The sequence below is a fragment of the Archangium sp. Cb G35 genome (assembly GCF_001896145.1).
GTDB lineage: Bacteria > Myxococcota > Myxococcia > Myxococcales > Myxococcaceae > Archangium > Archangium violaceum.
The window spans coordinates 516,404-541,115 of the sequence record NZ_MPOI01000004.1 but is presented as its reverse complement, the minus strand read 5'-3'; the positions used below and the strand labels follow the sequence as shown (position 1 = coordinate 541,115).

Sequence of the window (24,712 nt, the reverse complement as noted above, 5' to 3'; positions counted from 1 at the left end):
CACAAATCAGGAGCCGCACATGACAGCCACTCACACTCGCGATGCCGCCCACCTGTTGGACGCCCACCTGGAGCTCATCCCCTCCGATATCGGACGCTGGCTCGAGCTCTTCACCGACGACGCGGTCGTCGAGTTCCCCTACGCGGCCGGGCTCGGGTTGCCCGAGCGTCTGGAGGGCCGGGAGGCGATCCGCCAGTACTTCATGGACACGCCGAAGCACTTCCGGGGGCTCACCTTCACGAACGTCCGGCGCTACCCCACGACGGCGCCGGACATCGCGCTCGCGGAGGCTCATGGCTCGGCGACGATCGCCGCCACGGGCAGCACGTACGAGCAGGACTACGTCATGCTGGTGAAGGCGCGGAACGGGAGGATCTCGCTCTACCGGGAGTACTGGAACCCCGTCCCGGGGCTCAGGGCCTTCGGGGGGGAGCAGAACCTGCGGAAGGCGGTGAACGCGTCATGAGGACTTCCTCCAGTGGAGATTCCGCCCGCGTCCTCGTCATCGGGGCCACGGGGAATACGGGCAGTCACATCGTCTCGCGCCTGACGGAGCTCGGCTTCATCGTCCGCACCGCGACGCGCGGAGAGCGCCCCACGGGTAGCACCGCCGAGCACGTGCGCTTCGATTGGGCCGATCCGTCCAGCCATGACGAGGCGTTGTCCGGCGTGGACCGGATGTATCTGATCGCCCCGGGGATGGTAGAGGACCCCTCCACCCTCATGCTGCCCTTCATCGAGCGGGCGATGGAGCGGGGCGTGCGGCGTGTCGTCCTGTTGAGCGCGTCCGCCGTGCCCGAGGGCTCTCCGGGCCTGGGGACCGTGCACCGGTACTTGCGTGAACGCGTGCCGGAGTGGGCCGTGCTCCAGCCCTCGTGGTTCATGCAGAACTTCGTGAACGAGAGGCACCACCATGGCTCCACTCTCAAGCACGACGGGGTGGTCGTCACGGCCACGGGCGAGGGGCGCGCCGGGTTCGTCGATGCCCGGGACATCGCGGAGGTCGGCGTCCGGGCGCTCGCCGATGAGCGCTCCCATGACACCGCGCACGTCATCAGCGGGCCCCAGGCGCTGAGCTATGGGGAGCTCGTGGGCGTGATCTCCCAGGTGACCGGCCGTCCGATGCGGCACGTGCAGGTGGATGGCGAGAAGGTCCGCCAGCACATGATGGGCGCGGGGATTCCGGAACAGTATGCGCGGCTGCTCGCCGGGCTCGATGAGTCCATCCGCCAGGGGGCGGAGGCTCGTGTGACCGACACCGTCTCGCGCGTGACCGGCCGCCCCCCGCGCTCCTTCGAGGACTTCGCTCGGGAGCACGCCTCGTTCTGGAAGTGACTGCTCATGCCGGGTCTGGGCTCGGTGTCGCAGAACTTGTCCAACAGTTGGACAAGTTCGTGAAGAGCGCGCCCGGGAGGCGGACAGAACCCGAGGGAGGTGACTTCAACCCAGCGGTCCTGCATTGCATCGCATGCGGGTCATGCGGAAATCTTCCCTCATGGTCACTCGACGCCCACCCGAATTGGACCCGCTTGCTCGCATGCTCGAGATCTTCCGGTTTCAGGACGGTCAGTGGATCCCCGTCCATTCCTTGTCAGGAGAGGAGCGGGTGCGCGTCGAGCCCTTCGAGGCCATCGAGCTCGAGCTGGCGCTCCTCTGGTCCAGATAGTGATTCCTCATGTCTCGCGAGCCTCCCATCGTCCTGCCCATCTCGCTGCCCCTGCTCGGGCATGCCAATCCCTGGGCGCTCCTGCTCGCGAAGGAGGAGGGTTATTCGCTCTCCGCTGCCTCCCTCCTGTCCGAACGCTACGCCCTCAAGAGCGATGAGAAGCCCTTCGTGAGGGAGTTGCTGCGCCGCAAGCGCAACGTCTGGGCCTTCCGGTGTGACCAGCGCCGCTTCGCAGGTGATTTCGTCGTGGTGGACATGTCCGAGCCTCGTCCCGCACGGCGATGGGTAGTCGTGTTGGATCTCAAGATGGGTGCTCCGCTCGTGCTCGGCGGCGGTGGAGCCGGCGTGCAGCTCACCCAGGCCCAGCTCGCCGTGGAGGCGCTCGCCTCGCGCCAGGGTGTCATCACCCCCGGGTCCCGGTACGAGCTGGCCACCGGCGACAAGGCCGTCATCCTCGGCTGGCTTTGCGCGGGCCGGCGACGGGGGCGATCCGCGTAGACACAGAGGGAAGACCCTCACCCTGGCCCTCTCCCAGAGGGCGAGGGGATATCCTACGATACTCCCCATGCGCTGGCTCTCGTTCGTTCCCGCCTTGTCCGGCCCCTCGTCCCCAGGCCGTCCTGATCGCGCATGACGAACACGGACAAGATCCTGCTGATCCTGGACCTGGATGAGACGCTGATCCATGCCAGCGACACGAGGCTGGAGCGGGCGGAGGATTTCCTCCTCTTCGACTACTGCGTCTACGTCCGGCCCCACGTGGAGCGCTTCCTGACGGAGTGCGCCGCCCACTTCCGTCTCGCCGTCTGGTCCTCCGCCTCCGATGACTATGTCGCCGAGGCCGTGAAGCGCATCTTCCCCCGGCAGCTCACTCTGGAGTTCGTCTGGGGCAGGAGCCGGTGCACCTTCTCGCTCGACAGAGCACTCGCGCGGGAGTTCGGTTTTGTCGACCCGGCCTCCCACTACAACTACGTCAAGAAGCTGCACAAGCTGAAGCGCAAGGGGTACCGGCTGGAGCGCACCCTGATCGTGGACGACACCCCCGCCAAGTGCGTCCACAACTATGGCAACGCCATCTACGTGAGGGAGTACAACGGCGAGGCGGATGACCAGGAGCTACCCGCCCTCTCCAGGTACCTGGCCACCCTCGCGGATGCCGTCAACGTGAGGACCCTCGAGAAGCGGCACTGGCGGTCCGCTTCCGTCTCTCAGACCCGGCCCGTCGTGCCCTGAGTCAGGTCCTTCATGCGGACCACCAGGTGGGAGCCCTTCGTCGCCAGCGTGCTCGCGTCATCCGTGGGAATCACGTAGCCCTGATCCGCGCCCACGTGCTTCCGGTAGAAGTCCACCACGCCCTGGTCCTGCACGTTGGAGGTAGTGGTCTTCTTGATGCCGTACACCGAGCCATCCGCCGTCTTCGCCTTGACCGAGTCCGGGGCGGACGCCAGCAGGTTCTCCATCGTGCCGGACTTCCTGCCACCGCCCTCTGGCTCGATGGTCATCGAGGCGTTCGTGCCCTCGATGTAGCTCACGTCGTAGTACGTCTGGTTGTCGCCGCCGTTGAACTTCACCTCCCCGAGCGTGGCCGCCGCGCCGTCACCGGCCGTGCTGCGGAAGTTGCCGGACCAGCCCTGGGGGAACTCCACCGTCCGCGCCTCGCCCGGCTTCAGCGTCACGGAGTCGATCGCCTTGTCCCCGGCATTGGGCGTGAAGTTGACGGTCATCGGCGAGGTTCCATCGTTGGTGAAGGTCATCGTGTTGCCGCCCTTCGCCGCGCCCGGCGCGCCGGCGCCACTGGCTCCCTCCACGCCCTTCGCCGGAGCCTGCGGACCCGCCACGGCCGGGGCGGCCTGGGGACCGGCGCCGGCGCCGCTGGCACCCTCCACGCCCTTCGCCGGAGCCTGCAGTGCCGGCAGGCCCTGGCCGCTGGCGCCGCCCTCGCCGCCCAGCAGCTCCGCCGCCTTGGACAGCTCCTGCATCATCCGCGCGAGCTCCTGCACCATCGCCTCCAGGCCACCCGCCTCCAGTCCGCCCGCCTTCTTCGCGCTCAGCGGGGAGTCGAAGCCATCCGCCCCGAACATCTGTCGCGGGGAGACCTTGTTGGCCAGGGTGGGGGAGACCGGCTGGGCGCTGGGGGCGCTCGGGGCGCAGGTCTCGCGCACGGAGGAGGACGGGCAGGCGATGGACGAACGGGACAGGGGGGCGATGGCCATGACGGTGTTCCTCGGGAGGGCTGTGGAAGGGGGTGGCCCCTTGCTCGGTCTCGTGAGGGCATTAAGCAGGAGGCGTGCCAGCACCCCGCGAGCCCGGTTGGAGCCCCTCTTCCCTCTGGGAGGCCGCTGCGCCGTCACCCGCGGGAGGCCTCGCGCCTGATGACCGCCGTCACCCCCCTGGTGACTGCCGTCACCACCCTCCGTCAGGGCTTCAGCGCGCCCATCAGCTCCGCGAGCATGTGCACCGGGAAGCGGTGCCAGCTCTGCCAGTAGCGGAACGCGGCGAAGGCGTTCACCGCCATACCGAAGAGCAGGGCGTTGGCGAGGATCCACCGTGGGACGAAGCGCTGGAACAGGTCCAACTCCAGGGTCTTCACCAGGCCGATGGCCATCAGCGGCAGCAGGGGCACGATGAGGCGCGGGCCGTAGCACCAGCCGCCTCCCCAGTCGTTCCACAGGGCCACCAGGAGGAAGGAGGGGAGGATGCCGGCCAGAAGCATCCCCCCTTCGAGGGGCCGCTCGCGCACGAGCCTCGGCCACCCGGGCAGCGCCACCAGCACGGCGGGCGCGAACCACACCAGGCCCTTCGGCCGTGACACCAGCAGGCCCTCGAGTCCCTCCCAGAGGTTGCCCACCATGAAGGGGTAGGGGCCCCGCCAGGGCGAGCCATACATGTGCTGGTTCAGCCACAGCAGCAGCCCGGTGGCCATGGCGGGCATCACCGCCACGAGCGCTCCCTGGAGCCAATCGCGCCGCAGCAGCGCGGGCACCATCAGCACCGGCACCAGCAGGGCCAGTTGCGGTTTCATCAACATGCCCGCGGCCACGCACAGGCCCGCCCAGAAGCCGCCGCGCTCGCGAAAACCGAGCACATACGCCCCCAACAGCAGCGGCACGAGGAACGGCTCGGTGAAGAAGCTGCGGCCGTGGTACCAGACCGGCGTGGCCAGGAAGGCCGCCACCAGGGTGAGCCGGATGGCGTTCTCGTTCGCCGTGTAGCGCCGCAGCAGCCGGTCCAACAGCAGCATCCCGCACACGGTGGCGAGCCCGGCGCACAGCAGCGCGCCCATCTCCACATACGGGGTACTACGCAGTGGCCAGAGCACCGGGGCGAGCAGGAAGGCCAGTCCCACCGGGTGCGCGCTGTACTCGGGGCCGAGCGCGAGCCGGGGATCGAACCGCGGGTGGAAGACATACTGCGGCAGCCCGTTCGCGTCCCTCGTCCACCGCGAGTGGTCCACCATGTCCCGCCACACGTAGCGCTGGCCGTCGATGTACCAGATGGAGTGGTGGTCCATGACGCGGCCAACGTTCTTCCTGCCGCCCTGGAGCGAGCCCACCACCACCTGCGCGTGGTTGTTCTTCAGGTCGAGATCCCCATCCAGCAGGACGCTATTGAGGAGGATCAGGTAGGCCTCCTCGTCCGCGCCCATCACGGTGGCCGGGCCGAGGTGGTTGCGCCACGGGCCGGGGTACTCGGTGACACACTGGGGGGCGAGGAGCGCCAACGCGAGCAGTGCGAGAAAGATCCGATGCGAACGGGAAACCGCCATCGGCTCACACCATAGCGTTTCAATCCCTCTGTTGCTGGAGCCCTTGCGTTGCATTTCAAAAAAAGAGGGCTGTACACTTCTTCAGGGTTTCGCATTCAAGCCAGGGATTCGCGGTAGATTGCCCGGCTCACGCGACGGGGGGTTGCATCATGGCGCTGAACCCGAATTCCAACAGGCGCATCCTCATCGTCGATGACAACGAGGACATCCACGATGATTTCCGCCGGATCCTCCAGCCCCGGGTGGACACCTCCGAGCTGGACGATCTGGAGGCGATGCTCCTGGGTGAAGCCTCGGCCATGCCCAGACCGCCGACGTTCGAGCTGACGAGTGCCTACCAGGGCGCCGAGGCGCTCGAGAAGGTCCGCGAGGCGCTGAAGGCTGGCACTCCCTATGCGATGGCGTTCATGGACATGCGGATGCCTCCCGGGTGGGACGGCGTCGAGACGCTCTCGCGCATCTGGCAGGAGGATCCGAACCTCCAGGCCGTCATCTGCTCGGCGTACTCGGACTTCTCGTGGGAGAGCATCAGCGCCCGGTTCGGCCAGACGGATCGCTTCCTCATCCTCAAGAAGCCCTTCGATGCCGTCGAGGTCCGCCAGATGGCGTGTGCGCTGGTGGAGAAGTGGGCCCACCACGCCGCGAGCCAGCAGGCCGAGCAGGCGCTGCACGGGCACGAGGCGCGGCTGCGCGCGCTGCTCCAGGTGCTCCCGGACGCACTGCTGCGCGTCGCCGCGGATGGTACCTGTCTCGATTTCCAGCCGTCCCGCGAGGCCGTTCTGGCTCCGCGGCTGGCCTTCCCTCCAGGCGGAAGGCTGGCGAGCTCCCTGCCGGCGCACGTTGCCCGGGAGCTGCTCTCCTGGTTGGGCCAGGCTCTTGGAGGAGGTCCGGCGCGGGTCCTCGAGTTCGAGCTTCCGTTGGACGGCGAGACGCGGTGCATCGAGGCACGGATCGCCGCCATCGACCCGGCGGAGGCGTTCGTGCTGCTGCGCGACGTCACCGCGTGACTGGGAGAGAGCGCATGAAAGTCCTCGAACGCAGCAGATTCCTGTTCCTCGGCCTCGCCGGTGCCTTCGCGCTCGTGGGCAGTGCCTTCCTGTGGTGGTTCATCGGTGAGCCGGAGGCCGTGCGGGCACCGGCCCCGGTGCTGGCGCCCGCCCCGGCGCAGCACCCCCCATCCGCCGGCAAGACCATCCGGCTCGCCATGTCCGCGGCCTATGTCTCGGAGCTGGGGGTCGGCGTCTACGCGGAGCTCGCCGGGTACCTGACGGAGAAGACCGGCATCTCCATCGAGTTCGTCACCGGGCTGTCGTACGGCACCATCAACAGCATGCTCGAGGAAGGGACCGTCCAGAGCGGCTTCATCTGTGGCCAGCCGTACGTCCTGCTCCACGACGAGCCCCAGCCCAAGGCCTTGCTCATCGCCGCGCCCATCATGAAGGCCGCCCGGTACAAAGGGCAGCCCATCTATTTCTCGGATCTCATCGTCCGCAAGGACAGCCCCTTCCAGCGCCTCCAGGACCTGAAGGGCCGGACCTACGTCTACAACGATGAGATCTCCAACGCGGGCTACAACATGCCCCGCTACCGCATGCTCGAGCTCGGGCTGACGCAGGGCTTCTTCGGCAAGGTCCTCCGGTCCGGCTCCCACGAGGAGTCCATCCGCATGGTGGCGACTGGCGAGGCGGATGCGAGCTACGTCGACAGCCTCGTGGTTGATTACGACCGGGAGAAGGGCATCGGGCATGCCCACGCGGTCCGTGTCATCGAGAGCGCCGGCCCCTCCTCCATCGGGCCGCTCGTCGCGTCCTCCAAGATGCCGGTGGAACAGCGCGACAAGCTCCAGCGTGCGCTCGTGACGATGCACGAGGATCCAGAGGGGCGGAAGATCCTCGACGAGGCGTTGCTGGAGCGGTTCACCCTCGTGCAGGACAGCCACTACGACGGTATTCGCTCCATGATGGTGGCCGCGGAGAAGGCGGGCTTCACCGCCATCCGGTGAGCAGGGGAGGCCACGGATGGCGCACAAGCTGCGGCAGCTGCTCTGGCCCTTGTTGGGAATGCTCGCGCTGAGCATCGCCCTGCAAGCGGCCTCGTTGGTGGCGGTGGTGGAGATCGACGCGCGGGTGAACCGGAACCGGCAGTACGTCGCGGCCGCGACGAGCCTGTTCGACGTCGTCGAGCAGTTCGAGAACGCGACCTACCTCGCCCTCGTCGGGCTGGCGGCGTCCGATTGGGAGATGTTGCTCCGGCAGCGGGCGGCCGCCCAGTCCCTGGCCGAGCGCTTCACCACCCTGAGCGGGGCGATGCTGCGAGGGGATGGCCAGGGGATTGTTGGAGAGTTGCCGCCCGAGGGCATCCAGGATCCCGAGGCACTCGGGGCGCTCACCGCCCTGACGAGGTTGTGGGACAAGGCCAACGCGGCCCATGTGCACGTGCTCCGCTCCGAGAACCACTCGCTCAAGAACAATCCCGAGCTGGAGGAGTTCCGCACCGCGTCGCGGAGCCTGTCCGAGGCGGCCCGGGATGTCTCCGTGCTGCTCCAGAACCACACCCGGGAGGAGTTGCGGCTGCTCGGGCTGATCCAGCGCGTCATCCCGGTGGGCGCATTCCTGCTGACACTCCTGCTCTTCGGGTTCGTCATCCAACGCATCTTCCTGCCATTCGTCGCCTCGACGGAGGAGCTCGAGCAGAGCGAGACCGCGCTGCGCGCTGCCCGCGACGGGCTCGAGCGCCGGGTCGCCGAAAGGACCGAGGAGCTCGCGCGGGCCAACGAGGCGCTGCGCCACGCCCACGATGGTCTCGAGCTTCGCGTCAAGGAGCGCACGCAGGAGCTGAAGGACACCCAGCGCCGCGCCGTGGAGCTCGCGCGCCAGGCGGGCATGGCCGAGCTCGCCACGAACGTGCTCCACAACGTGGGCAACGTCCTGAACAGCATCAACACTTCGGCCACCCTCCTCGGTGAGCGGCTGCGGGCGCTCCGCCTGCCACCATTGCTCAAGCTCGCCGGACTGCTGGAGGAGCACCGTGCCGACCTCGGGACCTTCGTGACGGGGGACGAGCGCGGGCGGCGCCTGCCCGATTTCCTCGGCAAGCTCGGGGAGAACCTGGCCGCCGAGCGCGACGAGATGCTGAGCATGACGGAGGCCCTCCACCGCCACGTCGAGCACATCCGGATGATCGTCGAGCTGCAGCAGAGCTACGCCGTGTCCTCGAGCCTCGTGGAGGCGGTCTCCCTGGAGGAGTTGATCGAAGACGCCCTGCGGATCAACGGGGCGGCGCTCGGGCGGCATGGCGTTTCGCTCGAGCGGTACATCGCCCCATTGCCGCGCCTGATGGTGGACAAGCACAAGCTGCTGCAGATCATCCTGAACCTCATCAGCAACGCCAAGTACGCGCTGAACGGCAACCCGCCCGGCGAGCGGCGGCTCACCGTGAAGGTCGAGCGCCCCGCGGAGGAGCGCGTGAGCGTGCAGGTGAGCGACAACGGCATGGGCATCGCGCCGGAGCTGCTGACGAAGATCTTCCAGCATGGCTTCACCACGCGGAAGGAAGGGCACGGCTTCGGTCTGCACTCGTGCGCGATCGCCGCCCGCTCCATGGATGGCTCGCTCGTGGTGCACAGCGAGGGCCCCGGGAAGGGGGCCACCTTCACGCTCGAGCTGCCCTTCCGCCCCGATACCGGGACGCCGGGGCTGGTGTCCGCCTAGGGCGCGGGCGCGGAGTGTGTCATCTTCCCGGGACGCATGCGTCGCGAGGAACTGAAGCAGTTTTTCGGTGACACCTTCCTCCTGTGGCCGGTGTTGCTCATCATGGCGGTCGTTCTGGGTGCCGAGGCCGTGGGGCTCGAGGTGCCACTCATCGAGCGATCGATGTTCTGGAAGCTCCAGCAGGAGCCCGGCATCAGCGCGGGCGTCGCCGCGTTGATCGTAGTGGCCATCCTCCTGTTGCTGCCCGGTGGTGGCGTGAGCAGGCTGCGCAGGGTCTACGGTGTCATGGTGACACTCGGGATCGCGGGGCTGGCGAGCTACATGGTCTTCAGCCCCGGGCTGGGCAGCACCTTCCTGCTGTCGGCCGTGCACCTGTACCACCGGTACAAGAAGTCACGGGCGGGCGAGGCCTCCGAGCCGGCCCCAGCCGGGCCGAGGGTGAGCCTCCTGGTCCTCATCATTCCGGCCTGCGCGGCGCTCCTCGCCACGCTCGTCACGTGCAAGCTCCAGTCGGGCTACTTCCTTCCTCCAGCGCCCGAGCAGAGGTTCCTCAGGGCCCGTGAGTACTCGAGCGCGACGCCCGTCGTCTCGGTGCCAGAAGGGCAGGCTCCGCGCTCCCTGCGCATCCACCCCCGCCTGACGCGCGAGCAGGTGCGGGAGAATTCCTGGCGGGAAGGGGGCGGCTGGTCCATCGGCGAGGTGCTGCACAAGCTGCATCGGAGCGGCAAGCTCCAGGGCCTCCCCGTGACGGACGAGCGCCGCGTCCAGGCGTTGCTGGAACCCGCCCTGGCCTCGGGCCTCCTGGTGACCGCCGAGGGGCTCCCGGCGGTCGATCACGGGCTCTGGGGCGTGGTGGCGGAGGCCGAGGGCCTCAAGGGGACACGGCGGGTGTTCCTGTCGCTCGGTGCTGGTACGCCCACCCGAGCCTTCTCCCCGTACTACCACTTCCTCTTCGAGGAGCCCGCGGGAGGCGGACCGTTGCGATTGATCGAGGCCGAGAATGTCTTCCCGAGCGACTCCGGCTACGAAGGCATCGAGCCGCCCGGCCTCTTCATCATCTACCTCCTCGTGTTCCTGGTCCTCGCCATGTTCGTGAGCGTGCTCCGCACCGCGCGCTCGCCGCACGCCACCACCACCTGAGCGGTGGCCGGCATGTCGCTCGGGAGTCGATCTGATAGAAGCGGGGCCGGACCTGGGTGCTCATCGAATGCCTTCAGACATGAACGTCGGCTGCCGCGCACTGGATGTCGAGGATGGGGTTCAAGGCGCACGTATTCCCGTGCGGGTTCTCCACCCGACGCGCGCGCCCGAGCGAATCGAGCAGTTCGGACCGTATCCGCTCTCCGTCGCCACCGATGCTCCGGTGGAAGGTGAGCGGCTCCCGCTCGTCGTCATCAGTCACGGGACGGGCGGCTCTCCGTGGACCTATCGCGGGATGGCGGTGCACCTGGCTCGTGCCGGCTTCGTCGTGGCCCTTCCGGAGCATCCGGGCAACAGCCGCTCCGACAACAGCCTGGCGGGGACGGCCGTGAATCTCGAGAACCGGCCCCGGCACGTGCGCCTCGTGCTCGACGCGCTCTTCGGGGATGCGCGGCTGGGCCCGAGGCTCTCGCCCGCTGGGGTAGGGGTGATCGGCCACTCGATGGGCGGATACACCGCGCTGGCGGTGGCGGGTGGGCGCCCGTCCTCCTTTCCGAACGAGTCGCCCGATGGGCAACCACACGCTGTTCCGGCCGTTCGCGATCCCAGGGTCCGCGCGCTGGTGCTGCTCGCGCCCGCGTCGCCCTGGTTCATGGCCGAGGGGGCTCTCGCTGGCGTGGACCTCCCCATCCTGATGCGCACGGCGGAGCTCGATGAGCACACGCCCGCCATGCACGCGGAGATCATCCTGCGAGGTGTTCCCCATCCGGAGCGCATCGACCATCGGGTCGTCCCGAACGCGGGCCACTTCTCCTTCCAGAGCCCGTTTCCTCCGGCGATGACGAGCCCCGGGTTTCCGCCTTCCCAGGATCCGAAAGGCTTCGACCGTGCCGCGTTCCAGCCGGTGCTCCACGCGGAGATCCTGACGTTCCTCCGGGATGCGCTCGGGAGCGACGCGCGCCCCCAGGCGTGAGGACAGGCGGACATGCGCGGGCGGCTCATCCTGGTGATGGTCCTGGTGGGGTTGGGGCTCGTGCTGCTCTGGGTCTCGCGCTCCAGGGGGCCGGGCACAGAGGAGGGCTCCGGCGAGGTGAATGCGGCCGCGCGGAAGGACGAGGCTCTCGCGGGTGCGTTGCCACCCGAGGAGCCGGTCCGCGCGAACATGGGCAGCGCGCCATCCCCGGCCCAGGCGCCCACCGAAGCAGACGGCCTCCTGGAGGTGGAGGTGCTCGCGGCGGGTGGGCAGCCCGTGCCCGGCGCCAGCGTGCGGCTGTACAGGCGTGACGCGCGGGACGCCCAGCCCGAGGCGGAGCTCTGGCGTCTGGTGGGCACGGGCCAGACGGATGCGCGAGGTGTCATCCGGCTCGCATCGGGGCCCGGCCGGTATCTGGTGGCGGTGCGTGCCCGGGGTCATGCGCCGCTGCTGCGCGACGTGGTGCGTCCGTTCGGCGAGCAGCGCACCTCCCTGCGCCTCGAGCTGGAGCCGGGTCAGTCCCTCACCGGCCGCACGGTGGTGCAGGGCACGGAAGAGCCGCTGCCCCTGGTGGAGCTCGTCCTCACGGCGCATGGCCGGGAGTTGGAGTTCTGGCAGCGCGCCGAGGCTCCCGCGGAGGAGCGCGTGTACGCCACCAGTGACGAGCGGGGACGCTTCCTCGTGGGCGGGCTCGCTCCGGGGGTCTATCAATTGGAGGCCCGTGCTCCCGGGCACGCGCGAGCGGTGATGGGCCATGTGAAGGTGCCCACGGAGGAGCCGCTGACGGTGGCGCTCCGGGCGGCGAGTGTCATCGAGGGTTTCGTCGTGGACGCACGGGGACTCCCGGCCGCGGACGCCGAGGTGCGGGTGAGCGGAGAGCCGGCCCAGGTGGTGACCACCGGAGCGGGAGGTGGTTTCTCCGTCGAGGTGGAGCCTGGAGCCCACACCGTGTCCGCGCGGCGAGGCGAGGAGGCGGGTGGGTTGGACGCACCCCTGCTCACGAGGGCGGGAAAGACGGTGCGCGAGGTGCGGATCCAGCTCGGACCGGGCGCGGTGCTGGAGGGCCGTGTGGTGGCCCGGTCCTCGGGAGCACCGGTGGCGAGGGCCCGTGTCGACGTCAGCCCCCATGCGGAGATTGGGGACTCCGGCCGCGCGATGACGGATGGCGAGGGACACTTCCTGGTGAGCGGGCTCGCCGCCGGGGGCTACGACGTGAAGGTGAGCGCGCCGGGTTTCTCGCCGGCCTGGCGGCGTGGCCTGATGGTGCGCCCGGGCGAGCGCTTCCCCGTCAGCATCGTGCTCACGGGCACCGGCTCGGTGGAGGGAGAGGTGAGGGATACGGCGGGGCGGCCGGTGACGGGCGCGCGGGTGATGGCGCCCAACCGCTCGGGCGAAGGGGCGGGTCTTCTGTTCATCGAGTCCCGGACCGACGCCCTGGGACATTACCGGCTCCAGGGGGTCGCCGCGGGCACCCAGTACCTTACCGCTCGCCGGGAGGGCTCGACGGTGGGGGTCAGCAAGCCGGTGGAAGTGGGGGAGGTGGGCACGGCCCGGGCGGACTTCACGCTGGAGGGCACGGGCACCGTGGAGGGCGTGGTGCGGGCGGCTCGGGGTCCGCTCCCCAGCGGGCCCTTGGAGGTGACGGCTGTCGCGCAGGGCGAGGGCCGTTCCGGTGCGTCGGACATCGGCCGGGCCACGGTCGGGGTGAGGGGAGACTTCCGGATGGAGCTGCCCCCGGGCACCTACGGGTTGCTGCTCGCGGAGCGTCGAGGCTCCGGTACCGGTGGCTCCCGGCAGGTGCAGGTGGAGGAGGGCAGGACGGTCCGGGTCGAGTTGACCTGGGAGGAGCCTCCGGGAGGGAACGAGCTCCAGGGCGTGGTGCTCGAGCCAGACGGGGCTCCTTCGCTGAGGGCCTTCGTCACGCTGGCCTCCCAGCGTGGTACAGGCCCCGCCCAGTGGATGATGGGGCTCACGGATGACGAGGGACGGTTCTCCCTTGGCTTCCCTTCCGGGACGGGCGCCAACAAGGGCCGCCTGACGGTGGTCGCGCGCAATGGCGGGCGGGTCAGCGAGGTGATGGGGGTGAAGCCCGGCGAGCAGGGGGTGGTGATGCGATTGCGGCCCGCGGCCCTGGTGAGTGGGAGGGTGGTGAGCACTGGCGAGCCCGTGAAGGGGTTCATCGTGAGCTACCAGCTCGAGTCGGGGTTCCTCCCCGGGGATCAGGAGCCCTGGGAGTTCCCGGGAGAGCGCTTCGAGTTGCGGGACGTACCGGCCGAGCCCGTGAGGCTGGTGGTGCGGACGCCGGACGGTTCGGGTGGCGAGGTGCGGATCTCCCCCAGCGCTGGAGGGACGCTCGAGGTGGACATCCCGCTCGTGGAGGGCCCGGGCCCTCGTTGAGGGTCCGTGGCGCGCGGCTCAGCGCTGTTCGCGCCGCCATGCAGGTGGGCAGCCATCGCGCAGGACGCCGGCCACGGCCACCGCGCAGGCGAAGCTGGTCGTCATTGGCGACTCGCACCAGCGTCCGCCCATGTAGAGCTTCACGTGACGCTGAGGGACGACGTGGTCGACCTTCACTCCGGTGCCGAGTCCCTCCATGAGTGACGGGTCTCCCACCGACACCACCGAGTCCAGTTGCGCGGGGAGTGTGGGCACTCCGCCCGCGGCACAGGCGATGACGGCTCCCCGGGCTACCGCGCGCTCGAGCACCTCGCGCATCGGTGCTTCCATGGCGCGGTAGGTCGTCCCGAGGCTCAGGTTGAGCAGGTCCACGCCCACCTCGTCGAGCATCCACCGCAGGGCCTCCACGAGGCACAGCGAGTGCGCGCGTACCTCCTGGTCGAAGATGCGCGCCACATAGAGCTCCACGTCCGGCCACGGGCGGACCTGGTCGTGGAGGATGCTCAGGACGGCGGTGCCGTGCCCGTGCTCGTCGTGTAGATCCAACGTGTGCGTGCCGGCTCGCCACGCCTCCAGCTCTTCGCGGTCATAGCTGCGCGTCTCCAGCACCCGTGCGCCCATGTCGAGCGTGAAGCGGGCTCCTCCCGCGAGGTGGATCCCATGCTCGCGCAGGAAGTTCACGTCCACACCGCTGTCGATGATCCCCAGCTTCACGGGGCCGAGCCTCCGAGCCCCGGGAGCTTCGAGAGCCCGAGCTGCCGTGCCAGGTAGGTTCCCAGGGACACGGACTCCGTGCGTGGCGGGCCCTCACTCTGGACGGGGACGTCGAGCCGGACGAACGAGCCCGCGAGGAACATTCCCACGCAGAGAACTCCGATCAGCAGGGCCGTGAGGGTGCCCAACCGGTTCACGATGAAGACGCCCGGGTGATCTGGGTCTTCGAGCAGGGGCAGGTGAGGGGGCTCTGGGTTCATGACGGGTCGCTCAGAGGCCTCCGGTCACATGGGCTGATCCGCGGACATTTCCCCTCGCCCTCCGGGAGAGGGACGGGGTGAGGGTATCGGGTTGCCCCGGGTTGAACCCTCTGTCCACACCGTGGGCCACGGGTTGAAGAACGGATCCGGATACCCTCACCCTGACCCTCTCCCGAGGGGAGAGGGGGCAGTAGGGCTCTCCTTTGATCATCTTCCCTTTGATCATCTTCCTGAAGAGATCAGGCGGCATCGGCTTCACCCTCTCCCGCGCGGAACAGGCGTTGGTAGGGCGCACAGCGCGCCAGCAGCTCCGCATGCGGCCCCCGGCCCACCAATCTGCCCCCGGCGAGCATCCACACCTCATCCGCCAGCGGCGCGTTGGCCAACCGGTGCGTGATGAACAGCACCGTCTGTCCTCGCTCCCGCGCCCGTGCGAGCAGCCCGCGAACCACCGTGGCCTCGGTCTCCACATCGAGCTGGGAAGTGGCCTCGTCCAGCAGCAGCACCGGCGCATCCCGCAGCACCGCCCGAGCCAGCGCCAGCCGTTGCCGCTGCCCACCCGACAGGCTCGCTCCACCCTCGGCCACCCGTGTCTCGTACCCCTGGGGCAGCGATGCCACGAGCTGCTCCAACCCACACAACCGCACCGCGCGCTCCACCTCCTCCTGGGGCACTGGTGGAAGGCCGAGGGTGAGGTTCTCGCGCAGGGTGCCGTGGAACAGCTCCACGTCCTGCCACACCACGGCGAGCTGCCGGCGCAGCTCGGAGAGCTCCAGCCCGTCTGCGTCGCGTCCGTCGTACAGCACGCGCCCACGTCCGGGCGACTCCAACCGTGTCAGCAGCCGCGCCAGCGTCGTCTTCCCCGAGCCACTCGGCCCGACAATCGTCACCACCGCACCCGGCTCGATTCGCGCGCTCACCTCGCGCAGCACCTCTTCTCCCGGCCTGTACGCGAAGGACACGCCCTCCAGCGCCACCCCACCGTGCAACCGCCATGAGAGTGGCGCGGGAGGCCGCAGGGCACCCGCAGGATCCTGCTCCGGTGTCTCGTTCAGGTACTCGAAGAAGCGCTGGAGGTGGACGCCGCGCTGCTGCACCTGGGTGACGAAGGAGATGATCTCGAGCACCGGCCCGCGCAGGTACGCGGCGTAGGCCACGAAGGCCATGTATCCACCCAGGCTGAGCTCCCCCGCGAGGATGAGGCGCCAGCCCAGCCAGGTGAACAGGGCGATCTGCGCCGCCTCCACGGTGCGCTCGCACAGCCGGAGCAGCCCGTCCGCTCCATGGGCCCGCAGGTGCGCCCGCAGCACGGACCGCATCTGACCCGCCGTGCGCTCGTACATGAGCGGCTCGAGCGCCAGTACCTTGCTCGTGCGGGTCTGCCGCAGGGCCTCCAACTGGAGGGCGTTGAGCGAGGTATAGGCGCCCACCACCTCCTGCCATGCTCCACCCATCCGGTGCCCGAGCACGAGCGGCACCACCACGGCGAGCGGCAGCGTGGCGAGCGCCGCCAGCGCGAGCTTCCAGTGCAGGGAGGCCAGGGTGAAGGGGATGATCAGCACATACGCGCCCTGCGAGAAGACGAGCCGGACCAGGCTCACCACCAGGGACAGCCCGGCGCGGGCGTCCTCGAAGCGGCTGGTGATCTCCCCCACCTGCCGCTGGGAGAAGAAGCGGTCCGGCAGGTGCTGCACATGGTTGAAGAGGTGGAGGACGGCGGAACTCTCCAACTTGATGTTCAGGTAGGCCGAGGTGTAGCCCAGCAGCGACTCGGCGAGGACGGCGGCCATGGACGCGGCGAAGATGCCGGCCACCAGCACCTCGAGCAGGCCCACGTCCCGCGTGGCGGTGACATGGTCGAACAGCAGCCGGGTGAGGTAGGGCGGCACCAGGCTGAGGAGCATGATGACGGGCCCGAGCATCGCGCCCCGGGCCAGCAGGCCCCACGCGGGACGCAGCATCCGCACGAGCGCGGCGAGATACCGTGCCGACTGCCCCAGCCCGGGAGCTGACTCCCGCGTCGCGCCGCTCGCTTCCATCACAGGTGCGTGAGCACGGCCCGGGCCAGTGCGTCCGCCTCCTCGGGAATGGCATGGACGCGCAGGCCGGTGTGCCGCTCCAGCCGCTGCCGGGCGTCTTCCAGAACCTCATCCCGGACGCCGAGGAACCACGTCTCGGTCCACCGGCTGCCGTGCAGCTTGCGCCCTCCCATCATCGCCAGGCCCACCACCGTGCAGGGCACCCCGTGCTCGCGGGCCAGCGTCTCCAGGTACTCGCGCGTGGCCACCACGTCCTCCGCCCGGGTGTCCACCGAGACCGTCAACACCACCAGCCGTGGCAGGAACGTCTCGTAGATGTGCGTGGAGGCGTTGGCCCGGCGATCGGCTCCCGGCGGTGTGTAGAGCAGCCCGTTCTGCCCGCCGGTGATGACCAGATCGCAGCCCCCGGCCAGCTCCAGCATGAGCCGCCGCTCGAACGCCAGCCGCTGGGCCAGCTCCACGTGGAGCACGCGCGAATAACCCGTGTCCGCCCCGAGCAGGATGCCCGTGGGCTCCGTGGAGTGGTGGCGCACGCGCAGCTTCTGCCGGGCCAGGGCCTCGCGCAGGTAGATCTGCGTGGTGAACTTGCCCTGCACCGTGTCCGTGCCAAAGACGCCCAGCAGGTTGCGCGGCTGGTACGCCTCCGGGGCCTGGGCGGCCAGTGCGTCCTGCTCGGGCACGGCCACCCGGTAGAAGAGCTCCGGGTCCACGTCCAACCCGTCGAACAGATCGTAATAGAGGATGTCGTCGTACAGGGAGATCACCGGCAGCCGCCGGCGCGTGGCCACCTCCAGCAACGCCCGGACGTGCGGCACCTCGGACTCGAAGTTGAGCGAGCAGGTGAAGACGATCGCGTCGAAGTCCCGCAGTGCGATGTCCGCCGGATCGCTGCTCACCGGCACGGACATGGCTCCGGCCTGGATGTACGCGCCCGCGTCGCTCAGCGACACGGTGTCATCGAAGACGATCGAGGCCGGGGCCAGCGCCTGCTCGCGGAAGCGCAGCAGCGCGTACCCCTCCTTGTTGTACTTGAAGATCGCCGCCCGCCGCCCGGCGAGCACTCCGGCCAGCGCCTCACGCGTGTACACGTGGCGGCTGCGCAGCGTGGGCGCCGCTTTGATGGGCAGGTGCTCATCCCCCTCCCAGATCTCCCCCAGCTTCCGGTAGAGCACCTCGGGGTCGTACTTGGGATACGCCCGTGCATCCTGGGCGATCAGCAGCGGCATGCCGTAGTCCGGCATCTGGAAGGTGTGCGCGCGCTCCGAGCCCTCCACGCGCAGCGCGTAGCGGCCCTGCGGGTGCAGCAGGAAGTACTGGAAGCAGACGCGCAGTCCGGCGATCTCGCGCACCTCGGGCTCGAGGGTGATCTCCCGGCGCCGGGCCATGCGCTCGTCCTCGCGCGACAGCCGGTGCAGCTGGAAGGGCGGTGGGGCCTCGTCCCCCGGCTTCATCACGTGCACGAGCAGGCACTTGAACGGATCCACCGGGTAGGCGGCGAGCAGCTCGGGCTCGAAGGCGGGCAGGCGCGAGACCAGGTCCTCGTAACGCGCGAGGAACAGCGCGCGGGCCCGCTCCTTCTGCGTGGGGTCCGGCATCATGAAGAGCAGGTCGCTCCCGCTGAAGAGCTCGAAGCGGCGCCACAGCTCGCGGGAGGCCTCGTCCACCGGCGGCGGCAGGTGCGCCTCCACCAGCTTGATGAGCGCGTACATCCAGCAGTTGGCCGGCGTCAGCCAGTGCTCGCTGTAGAAGTCCATCCCCCACGTCGAATAGTAGAGCCGCGGCAGCGAGGGCGGCGGGGGAGGGGACTCCACCTTCGCGGGAATGGACTCGCGCGGCGCGGCGGGCTGCAGCACGCCCTCGAGCCAGTCGACCCCCTCGTGCCACCAGTGGCCGAAGAGCTCGGTGTCGAAGGCGAGCACGAACGTCCGCCCGTCCTGGACGGACGCCCGGCGGGACTCCAGCAGCTCCCAGAATGCGCGCACGTGGTGGGGCACCTGGGCGCGCGCGGCCTCGGGCTCATAGAGCGCCTTGTGTCCCAGCCCCACGTCCTTGCCGCTCACCGCGTGGTACTTGATGCCCGTCCACAGGTGTCCCCGCTTGTGCGCGGGCACGGGCACGCCCAGCTCGTCGAAGTACTCGGGCACCACGTCGAAGCCCAGGTCCCGGAAGAACTCGCGGTACACGGGGTGCGCCGGGAAGGTGGACTCGGGCGACTTCCACAGGTGCAGGCCAATCCGGTAGTCGTGGACGAGCACCTCCAGGTCCCCATGGCGGTACGGGCCGCTCGGATCCTCCGGCTGGTAGGCGCCGATGCCATGGAGGCTGAGCGCGGTGCGGCGCACCCCGTGGCGCGTCAGCACGCGCTCGAGCCCGGGCTGGAAGGCGCACTCGGGCAGCCAGAAGCCGTCCGGCTCGCGGCCGAAAACCTCCTGGAAGGACTCCACGCCCCGGGCCACCAGCCGATCCGCGGTGGCGGGCTCGAAGAAGGGCAGGAAGTTGTGCTGGGGCGAGGATGTCCACAACTGAACACCCGGAAGCCGCGAGCGCCCCAGCTGGCCGAGCACGTCGCGCAGGCGGTGCTCCTTCAGGAAGGCCAGGCTGTCCTCCACGCGCCGCAGGTACATGCCCGCCGTCTGGTGGAGCCGGTGCAGCGCCTCGTCCGTGAGCGTCTGGGGATACTTCTCGTAGCGGTTGTAGAGCTCGCGCTGGGAGGTGCGCTCCAGCTCGCGCGTGGCGATGCGGCCCAGCAGGTGCAGATAGCGCGTGTAGCGCTCCTCGCACGCCAGCAGCTGTTGCACCAGACATGGAGTGAAAGACAGCACCAGTGTTCCGGAGAAGCGCTGGGGCTCCCAGCGCGACATCATCCGGAACAGGGGGAGGTACGTCTCCGTCAGCGCCTCGAAGAGCCAGGTCTCCGGCTCATCGAGGAGGGGCCCCTCGCCCAGCACCTGCGGCATGTGGGTGTTGAGGATCAGGACGAGGCGGCTGCTCATTCCCTGCTCTTAGCAGACGCTGCCTACGTCCTCGGAGTAGGGCTGGGTCGTCCCGTCCTCGCAGATGCGGTGGCTCGGGTTGTAGACGTTCTGCCAGACCGTGCCCGGGCCCGACGCCACCATCACCATCACGTTGCCCGCGATGTTCGACGTCGTGGCGAAGCCCTTCACGTCCGGGCCTCCGTTCACCGTCTCCAGCAGCTCCGAGACATCCTTGCGCGTGTAACGCATCCGTACTCTCCGTGTGCCACGGTGTGTGGAAAAAAGGAAAGCCTAGGAAGTCATCGCCACACCCGTCAAGGAATGTGGGGCGCTAGTAGACGACGCAGTTGCCGTGGATGCGCCCGGCGTCCTCGGGCGTGGGCGTGGTGCCGTCCTCGCAGATGCGGTGGTTGGGGTCGTACATGTTCTGCCAGGCCGTTCCTCCGGCCGACGCCACCATCACCATCGTGTGGCCCACGATGTTCGACGTCGTGGCGAAGCCGCTCACGTCCGGGCTTCCGCTCACCGTCTCCAGCAATTCCGAGATGTTCTTGCGCGTGTACCGCATGGGGCCTCCGCCCGGTGCCACGGGGTTTGAAGACCCGGAACCGTAGGAAGGCACGCCAAGATGGGTCAAGCCTCACATGCCCTGGTGTGGGGCGGAGTGAGGCCTGGACCGTGTATCGGGGGAGGCGTGGGTTCAGTGCTCGTGGCCGGGGCCGTGTGCGTGGCCGTGCTCGAGCTCTTCCTTCGTCGCCGCGCGCACCTCACGCACGGTGACGTCGAAGTGGAGCGTCTTGCCGGCCATCGGATCGTTGAAGTCGATCACCACCGTCTTGGCCCGGACTTCCTTCACGAGGAACTCGACGTCATCGCCGTCCTCGTCCGTGGCGCTGACGATGCCGCCGGCCTCCAGCTCCATGTCCGGCGGGAAGTCCTCGCGCGGCACTTCCTCCACGCCATCCGGATCGTATTCCCCGTAGCCGTCCTTGGGCTCGACCACCACCTTCAACGACTCGCCCGCCTTCTTGCCCTCGAGCGCCTTCTCCAGCCCCGGGACGATCTCCTCGTACCCGTGCAGGTAGACGAGCGGATCTCCCGGTTCACTCTCGTCGATGATCTTCCCGTCACCCAGGTGGAGCCGGTAGTCGATGGAGACGACGCTGTCCTTCGCGATCTGCATGGATGCCCTCCTCGGGGCTGTTCTCAAGCGCGCTGGGAGCTGGACCTTCCACCGGCGGTGCGGGGAAGGGGGACTCCTGCCGTGCCTGACTGATGATGGGGTTGCACATTCGCTCCGTGCACCGGAGCGGGTCGCTCACCTGCCTACCAGGTGAGTGGGTGCCGGGGCTCTGTAGCACGCGTGGTGGCGGCCTGCTCCACGAGATTCAACTTCGCTGGATCTGTTCGAGCGGGTGAAACGAAAGAGGTCCACCACGTGGACTCCGAGTCCTCGCGAGTGCGGGACATGCATGCGTTTCCATTCATGAACTCCAGGACAGGCGTGGGTTCCAAGAACCCCATGTGGTGCCCGACTGACCCAGATGAGAGTAGCTCGCGGCTGTAGTACTCTTGTCGTGGTCAGCCCGGCGTGCGTGTTCCTCACGAATTCATCGGATGGGCTCTCGATGGCTGTCCCAGGAAGCCGCCCATCGATCCCGTCGACTCACTCCACCCTTCGGGCTGCTAAGGACGGTTTATGGTCCCGTCGAACTCGTTCCGGAACGACGTTTCTCCCTCGGTGGTGATTCGGGGCAGCGGAATGGCGCTGCCGCCGCTCGCCTTTACCAACGAGGACATCTGCCAGTGGCATGGTCGGCGGGATCCAAACTGGGTCTACGAGACTTTTGGAGTCAGGACGCGGCACACCCGCTACGACTACAAGCACGACCGGCTCGACGATCTCGACGAGGACGATCTCGTCCACGAGGCGGCGAAGCGGGCGCTGAAGGACGCGGGGATGCACATCAGTGATGTGCAGGTCATCCTGTTCGTGACCCTCACGCCCACCACGGTGTGCACGCCGGATCCCGCGTGCATCCTGCATCAGCGGCTGGGGGCGCCCGCCAATGTGGTGGCGCTCACGCACATCGCCGGATGCGCGGGCACGCTCAACGCGATGATGCTGGCCACGTCGATGATCCGCTCGGGCCAGGCGCGCAACGTGCTCGTGTGCGCGGCCAGCTCCATGTCCTCGTACAACAAGCCGGAGCTCAAGGATCGCATCTGGCTGCAGGCGACCATCTTCGGCGATGGGGCGGCGGCGCTCGTGCTGTCGGCGGAGCGGAGCAAGGAGCCGTGTGGTTTCTCCTCCTTCCACATGCACACGGAGCCCGGCCGGGACGTGGTGCACAAGAAGTTCGGCGGCTCCAAGCACGTGCCCACCCGCGACAACTTCCAGGAGGTGTTGGAGGACCACTTCGTCATCGACTACCGGAGCGTCCCCAACAACATCAACCAGGCGTTCTCGCGGCTGCACACCGAGGTGCTCGCCGCCCGGGAGATGAAGGAGGCGGACTGGGTGCTTTTCAACATGAGCAACGCGCAGCTGCAGCGGCGCTGGCTCAAGAGCACCGGCATCCCCGAGGAGAAGTCGTTCTTCAACATGGAGGAGCAGGGCAACTGCGCGGCGGCCTCGCTGGGGCTCGTGCTGCACGGCTTCCTGCACTCGGGGCGCCACAAGTCCGGGCAGACCGCGTTGATCCTCGGGGTCGGCTCGGGGCTGCATTCGGGTGGAGTGATCTACCGTTTCCCCTGAGAGGGTCATGAGCGGACCGGTGTCGTTGTCGGCCCTGGATGAGTTCTTCGCGGGGCCGGATGATCTCCCCATCGAGTTCGCCTTCTTCTACGAGCGGTTGCCCGCGGCGGAGGTGCTGGCCGAGGGGCTGGCGCGGACCCTGCCCGCGTTCCCGCGGTTGGGGGAAGGGGTCCCGCTGCTCGACATCTCGGGGGTCGAGGAGCCCCCCGAGGACAAGGTTTCTCGGGCCGTGCTCTTCGACACCGTGCGGCCGGGCTCCGGGCCGCCCCGGTGCCGGTTGAAGATCTCCCGTTTCACCTCGGGAGGAGGGTGCCTCGGGGCGAGCATGTCGCACGGGCTCGGCGATGGGGGCAGCCTGGTGCTCTTCCTGAGCGCGTGGGCGCGGGCCGTGCGCGGGCAGGCCCCGGTGCTCCCGGCCACCTCCGAGCCCGAGTTTCCTCCGGCGCCGTCGCTGGACAAGTCCCTGCCCCTGGAGGCGCAGTTGCGGCGTGCGGGCTTCGGGCTTCGGGTGCCCCCGTCTCCTCGCGTCCGTGAGGACTACCGCTGGGACATCCGGCGCTTCTCTCGCGAGGAGGTGGAGACGCTGCTGCGGGACGCACGGGTGAGCCGTCCCCAGGTGACGGCGGGCGACGTGCTGGCGGCCCTCCTGTGGCGGCACTACCGTCGGCAGCCCGATCGGAGGCCCAGGGCCGAGCCGGAGCTGGGCACGGTCTTCGACTTCCGGCGCGTTCCCAGGCTGCTGCCGGCGTCGTACTTCGGCAATGCGGGGCTGCCGCTGCGCGTGCCGCTTTCGCCCGAGGAGGCCGCGACGCTTCCGGTGCCAGCGCTCGCGGCCCGCATCCGGGCGCGGCTCCAGTCCGCGAGCGCCGAGGACTTCCTCCGGAGCCATGCGCTGCTGGAGGAGGTGCGGCGCACGTGGGGGACCGAGGGCGTGGATCTGGTGGGCTTCTCGACGGAGAGCCACGGGCTGCTGGTCAACAACATCTCCCGCTTCGATCTGTCGCTGCTCGACTTCGGCACGGGCGCGCCGCACACGTTCGACGTGATCACGCCCATTCCCCGCGTGTGTTTCATCGTCTCCCGGGGAGACAGCCTGGAGGCGCATACCTCCCTGCCCGGTGCCTAGGGGAGCGGGTTGGCGTCCGGATCCCTTCCGTCACACCCGTTCCGTGCGGATTCCTTCTTCATAGACGTGTACCCCCAATGGCCGACAGGCCGCGAGGAGTCCGGACATGAAGAAGAACGCGAAGGACAAGGTGCCTCGGAAGGGTGGGAAACCCTTCTTCGCGCACCTGCTGGAGGCGCAGGAGCTCGAGCAGGCTTCGGGTGGCAGACCCCCACCGGGACCGCAGACCAAGAAGTTCCCCTCGGATTGTGACGAGGGTGACAAGGAGCCGATCTTCACCACCTTGAAGTTCCCCTCGGACAACGAGGATGGCGGCGCCGTCTACTGACGCCCCATTCCTCGCCGGGACCGCGATCGGCCCCCCATGACCTGGCGGTGCCTCCAGCCGTATCGTCGGGCCTCATGCGATCGTCCGGTCCCGTCGTGGGTCGTCGGTGGATGTTCCTGCTCCTGTTTGCGTCGAGCGCCCGGGCTTCCCCGCCCGCGACGGACAGCGCCGCGAAGCCGCCTCCCGCCGAGCTCCAGCAACGGGTAGCGCAGGCGATGAAGAGCGACGAGGAGCCCCTCTCGCGCGAGGAGTGCCAGGCCCTCACGGGCCATGCGCAGCCGCTCGAGGAGTGCTCGCTCACCGCGGTGGCGGGAGGAAAGGCCGCGCTCCTCCAACTCACGACGGAGTGTGGCGGGGATTCGTGTGACGTTCAGGTCTTCGTCTACCGCCCCGGCCAGCCCGTGCTGCGGCTGCCGGACTCCAGCAAGGGCGGCTCGCTCACGGGGGGCCACCTGGTGATGACGCCCTCGCTGGAGCACGTCATCACCGACTGGGTGGGCCTCGGTCCGCGAGACATGGGGGACTGGCGCGTCGAGCTCTACCGGATCGAGCTCCGGACCGGGAAGGCCTCGCCCTGGGTGAAGGGCTGCTTCTCCCCGGCGTTGTCGCCAGGGGGCCGGTGGATCCTCTGCCGCAACCGGCGCGGGGACGTGTTGAAGGTGCCCCTCACGGGAGGCACTCCCACGCTCGTGCACCGCAGCGGTCTCTCCGCCGAGCAGGTGTCCTGGACGCCCTACGCCTATCTCTACCCGGATGCCGTCACCTTCCCCTCGCCGGGGCGCATGCGGGTCACCACGAGCGTCGTGGCGGGAGAGGATGGTGAGACGCAACGCACCCAGGAGCTTCCCTGGAAGGAGTAG

General features: G+C 68.8%; 24 protein-coding genes. 15 read left to right on the top strand and 9 right to left on the bottom strand.

Annotation, left to right across the window (positions count from 1 at the left end):
- The first annotated feature begins 19 nt into the window (after positions 1-19).
- The 5 genes from BO221_RS15685 to BO221_RS15670 all read left to right on the top strand — a co-directional run bounded on the left by BO221_RS15685 (position 20) and on the right by BO221_RS15670 (position 2,899).
- Positions 20-466, top strand: a complete 447-nt coding sequence (locus BO221_RS15685; protein WP_073561243.1) for a nuclear transport factor 2 family protein — start codon at positions 20-22, stop codon at positions 464-466.
- Positions 463-1,335: an NmrA family NAD(P)-binding protein gene (locus tag BO221_RS15680; protein WP_073561242.1), complete on the top strand. Its 873-nt coding sequence runs from the start codon at positions 463-465 to the stop codon at positions 1,333-1,335. The genes BO221_RS15685 and BO221_RS15680 overlap by 4 nt, the downstream gene beginning before the upstream one ends.
- 202 nt (positions 1,336-1,537) lie before the next feature.
- Positions 1,538-1,666, top strand: a complete 129-nt coding sequence (locus BO221_RS57065; protein ID WP_255408463.1) for a hypothetical protein — start codon at positions 1,538-1,540, stop codon at positions 1,664-1,666.
- Between the two features lie 9 nt (positions 1,667-1,675).
- The gene (locus tag BO221_RS15675; protein WP_073561241.1) at positions 1,676-2,164 is read left to right on the top strand and encodes a hypothetical protein; all 489 of its coding nucleotides are present in this window, start codon (positions 1,676-1,678) and stop codon (positions 2,162-2,164) included.
- A gap of 132 nt (positions 2,165-2,296) precedes the next feature.
- Positions 2,297-2,899, top strand: a complete 603-nt coding sequence (locus tag BO221_RS15670; RefSeq protein ID WP_073561240.1) for an NIF family HAD-type phosphatase — start codon at positions 2,297-2,299, stop codon at positions 2,897-2,899.
- Here the strand turns inward: BO221_RS15670 and BO221_RS15665 are convergent.
- Entirely contained in the window at positions 2,875-3,879 is a 1,005-nt protein-coding gene (locus tag BO221_RS15665) for a hypothetical protein (RefSeq protein ID WP_073561239.1), read from the bottom strand. The two genes, BO221_RS15670 and BO221_RS15665, sit on opposite strands and share 25 nt — an antisense overlap.
- Positions 3,880-4,082: 203 nt before the next feature.
- Complete coding sequence (locus tag BO221_RS15660) at positions 4,083-5,432, bottom strand: hypothetical protein (protein WP_073561238.1); 1,350 nt, start codon at positions 5,430-5,432, stop codon at positions 4,083-4,085.
- Between the two features lie 149 nt (positions 5,433-5,581).
- Between BO221_RS15660 and BO221_RS15655 the strand changes: the two genes are divergently transcribed.
- From BO221_RS15655 to BO221_RS15630, 6 genes are all read left to right on the top strand, one after another.
- Positions 5,582-6,439, top strand: a complete 858-nt coding sequence (locus BO221_RS15655; protein ID WP_073561237.1) for a response regulator — start codon at positions 5,582-5,584, stop codon at positions 6,437-6,439.
- Between the two features lie 14 nt (positions 6,440-6,453).
- On the top strand, positions 6,454-7,434 hold the full coding sequence (locus BO221_RS15650; protein ID WP_073561236.1) for a PhnD/SsuA/transferrin family substrate-binding protein: 981 nt from the start codon (positions 6,454-6,456) through the stop codon (positions 7,432-7,434).
- Between the two features lie 16 nt (positions 7,435-7,450).
- Positions 7,451-9,142, top strand: coding sequence for a sensor histidine kinase (locus BO221_RS15645; RefSeq protein ID WP_073561235.1), 1,692 nt, complete (start codon positions 7,451-7,453; stop codon positions 9,140-9,142).
- A 36-nt stretch (positions 9,143-9,178) separates the two neighbouring features.
- Positions 9,179-10,282 (top strand): hypothetical protein, encoded by a 1,104-nt coding sequence (locus BO221_RS15640; protein WP_073561234.1) that lies wholly within the window; start codon positions 9,179-9,181, stop codon positions 10,280-10,282.
- A 67-nt stretch (positions 10,283-10,349) separates the two neighbouring features.
- Entirely contained in the window at positions 10,350-11,255 is a 906-nt protein-coding gene (locus BO221_RS15635) for an alpha/beta fold hydrolase (protein WP_073561233.1), read from the top strand.
- Positions 11,256-11,267: 12 nt separating this feature from the next.
- Positions 11,268-13,652 carry a carboxypeptidase regulatory-like domain-containing protein gene (locus BO221_RS15630; RefSeq protein WP_073561232.1) on the top strand — a complete coding sequence of 795 codons (2,385 nt, stop codon included), beginning with the start codon at positions 11,268-11,270 and terminating at the stop codon, positions 13,650-13,652.
- A gap of 18 nt (positions 13,653-13,670) precedes the next feature.
- On the opposite strand, the gene BO221_RS15625 is transcribed toward BO221_RS15630, so the two are convergent.
- The 7 genes from BO221_RS15625 to BO221_RS15595 all read right to left on the bottom strand — a co-directional run bounded on the left by BO221_RS15625 (position 13,671) and on the right by BO221_RS15595 (position 20,823).
- Positions 13,671-14,366, bottom strand: a complete 696-nt coding sequence (locus tag BO221_RS15625) for a S8/S53 family peptidase (RefSeq protein ID WP_073561231.1) — start codon at positions 14,364-14,366, stop codon at positions 13,671-13,673.
- Positions 14,363-14,626 (bottom strand): hypothetical protein, encoded by a 264-nt coding sequence (locus BO221_RS15620; RefSeq protein WP_073561230.1) that lies wholly within the window; start codon positions 14,624-14,626, stop codon positions 14,363-14,365. Before BO221_RS15620 ends, BO221_RS15625 begins: the two co-directional genes overlap by 4 nt.
- Positions 14,627-14,865: 239 nt before the next feature.
- Positions 14,866-16,665, bottom strand: coding sequence for a peptidase domain-containing ABC transporter (locus BO221_RS15615; RefSeq protein ID WP_143195464.1), 1,800 nt, complete (start codon positions 16,663-16,665; stop codon positions 14,866-14,868).
- Positions 16,665-19,658 (bottom strand): DUF1611 domain-containing protein, encoded by a 2,994-nt coding sequence (locus BO221_RS15610; RefSeq protein ID WP_073561228.1) that lies wholly within the window; start codon positions 19,656-19,658, stop codon positions 16,665-16,667. The genes BO221_RS15615 and BO221_RS15610 overlap by 1 nt, the downstream gene beginning before the upstream one ends.
- Before the next feature lie 9 nt (positions 19,659-19,667).
- Positions 19,668-19,889, bottom strand: a complete 222-nt coding sequence (locus tag BO221_RS15605; protein WP_073561227.1) for a hypothetical protein — start codon at positions 19,887-19,889, stop codon at positions 19,668-19,670.
- 82 nt (positions 19,890-19,971) lie between these two features.
- On the bottom strand, positions 19,972-20,208 hold the full coding sequence (locus BO221_RS15600; protein ID WP_073561226.1) for a hypothetical protein: 237 nt from the start codon (positions 20,206-20,208) through the stop codon (positions 19,972-19,974).
- Between the two features lie 132 nt (positions 20,209-20,340).
- Entirely contained in the window at positions 20,341-20,823 is a 483-nt protein-coding gene (locus BO221_RS15595; RefSeq protein ID WP_073561225.1) for a peptidylprolyl isomerase, read from the bottom strand.
- A gap of 516 nt (positions 20,824-21,339) precedes the next feature.
- On the opposite strand from BO221_RS15595, the gene BO221_RS15590 reads away from it, so the two are divergent.
- The 4 genes from BO221_RS15590 (at position 21,340) to BO221_RS15575 (ending at position 24,712) form a co-directional block, all read left to right on the top strand.
- Entirely contained in the window at positions 21,340-22,398 is a 1,059-nt protein-coding gene (locus tag BO221_RS15590) for a 3-oxoacyl-ACP synthase III family protein (RefSeq protein WP_073561224.1), read from the top strand.
- A 7-nt stretch (positions 22,399-22,405) separates the two neighbouring features.
- Positions 22,406-23,524 (top strand): acyltransferase, encoded by a 1,119-nt coding sequence (locus tag BO221_RS15585; RefSeq protein ID WP_073561223.1) that lies wholly within the window; start codon positions 22,406-22,408, stop codon positions 23,522-23,524.
- Between the two features lie 106 nt (positions 23,525-23,630).
- A complete protein-coding gene (locus tag BO221_RS15580; protein WP_073561222.1) occupies positions 23,631-23,852 on the top strand; it encodes a microviridin/marinostatin family tricyclic proteinase inhibitor in 222 nt (73 codons plus the stop codon).
- 110 nt (positions 23,853-23,962) lie between these two features.
- Positions 23,963-24,712: a hypothetical protein gene (locus BO221_RS15575; RefSeq protein WP_073561221.1), complete on the top strand. Its 750-nt coding sequence runs from the start codon at positions 23,963-23,965 to the stop codon at positions 24,710-24,712.

Excerpts from the sequence above, each read along its gene's own strand:
- BO221_RS15685 (WP_073561243.1), top strand. The coding sequence starts at position 20 with ATGACAGCCACTCACACTCGCGATGCCGCCCACCTGTTGGACGCCCAC.
- BO221_RS15680 (WP_073561242.1), top strand. The coding sequence starts at position 463 with ATGAGGACTTCCTCCAGTGGAGATTCCGCCCGCGTCCTCGTCATCGGG.
- BO221_RS57065 (WP_255408463.1), top strand. The coding sequence starts at position 1,538 with ATGCTCGAGATCTTCCGGTTTCAGGACGGTCAGTGGATCCCCGTCCAT.
- BO221_RS15675 (WP_073561241.1), top strand. The coding sequence starts at position 1,676 with ATGTCTCGCGAGCCTCCCATCGTCCTGCCCATCTCGCTGCCCCTGCTC.
- BO221_RS15670 (WP_073561240.1), top strand. The coding sequence starts at position 2,297 with ATGACGAACACGGACAAGATCCTGCTGATCCTGGACCTGGATGAGACG.
- BO221_RS15665 (WP_073561239.1), bottom strand. The coding sequence starts at position 3,879 with ATGGCCATCGCCCCCCTGTCCCGTTCGTCCATCGCCTGCCCGTCCTCC.
- BO221_RS15660 (WP_073561238.1), bottom strand. The coding sequence starts at position 5,432 with ATGGCGGTTTCCCGTTCGCATCGGATCTTTCTCGCACTGCTCGCGTTG.
- BO221_RS15655 (WP_073561237.1), top strand. The coding sequence starts at position 5,582 with ATGGCGCTGAACCCGAATTCCAACAGGCGCATCCTCATCGTCGATGAC.
- BO221_RS15650 (WP_073561236.1), top strand. The coding sequence starts at position 6,454 with ATGAAAGTCCTCGAACGCAGCAGATTCCTGTTCCTCGGCCTCGCCGGT.
- BO221_RS15645 (WP_073561235.1), top strand. The coding sequence starts at position 7,451 with ATGGCGCACAAGCTGCGGCAGCTGCTCTGGCCCTTGTTGGGAATGCTC.
- BO221_RS15640 (WP_073561234.1), top strand. The coding sequence starts at position 9,179 with ATGCGTCGCGAGGAACTGAAGCAGTTTTTCGGTGACACCTTCCTCCTG.
- BO221_RS15635 (WP_073561233.1), top strand. The coding sequence starts at position 10,350 with ATGCCTTCAGACATGAACGTCGGCTGCCGCGCACTGGATGTCGAGGAT.
- BO221_RS15630 (WP_073561232.1), top strand. The coding sequence starts at position 11,268 with ATGCGCGGGCGGCTCATCCTGGTGATGGTCCTGGTGGGGTTGGGGCTC.
- BO221_RS15620 (WP_073561230.1), bottom strand. The coding sequence starts at position 14,626 with ATGAACCCAGAGCCCCCTCACCTGCCCCTGCTCGAAGACCCAGATCAC.
- BO221_RS15615 (WP_143195464.1), bottom strand. The coding sequence starts at position 16,665 with ATGGAAGCGAGCGGCGCGACGCGGGAGTCAGCTCCCGGGCTGGGGCAG.
- BO221_RS15610 (WP_073561228.1), bottom strand. The coding sequence starts at position 19,658 with ATGAGCAGCCGCCTCGTCCTGATCCTCAACACCCACATGCCGCAGGTG.
- BO221_RS15605 (WP_073561227.1), bottom strand. The coding sequence starts at position 19,889 with ATGCGTTACACGCGCAAGGATGTCTCGGAGCTGCTGGAGACGGTGAAC.
- BO221_RS15600 (WP_073561226.1), bottom strand. The coding sequence starts at position 20,208 with ATGCGGTACACGCGCAAGAACATCTCGGAATTGCTGGAGACGGTGAGC.
- BO221_RS15595 (WP_073561225.1), bottom strand. The coding sequence starts at position 20,823 with ATGCAGATCGCGAAGGACAGCGTCGTCTCCATCGACTACCGGCTCCAC.
- BO221_RS15590 (WP_073561224.1), top strand. The coding sequence starts at position 21,340 with ATGGTCCCGTCGAACTCGTTCCGGAACGACGTTTCTCCCTCGGTGGTG.
- BO221_RS15585 (WP_073561223.1), top strand. The coding sequence starts at position 22,406 with ATGAGCGGACCGGTGTCGTTGTCGGCCCTGGATGAGTTCTTCGCGGGG.
- BO221_RS15580 (WP_073561222.1), top strand. The coding sequence starts at position 23,631 with ATGAAGAAGAACGCGAAGGACAAGGTGCCTCGGAAGGGTGGGAAACCC.
- BO221_RS15575 (WP_073561221.1), top strand. The coding sequence starts at position 23,963 with ATGTTCCTGCTCCTGTTTGCGTCGAGCGCCCGGGCTTCCCCGCCCGCG.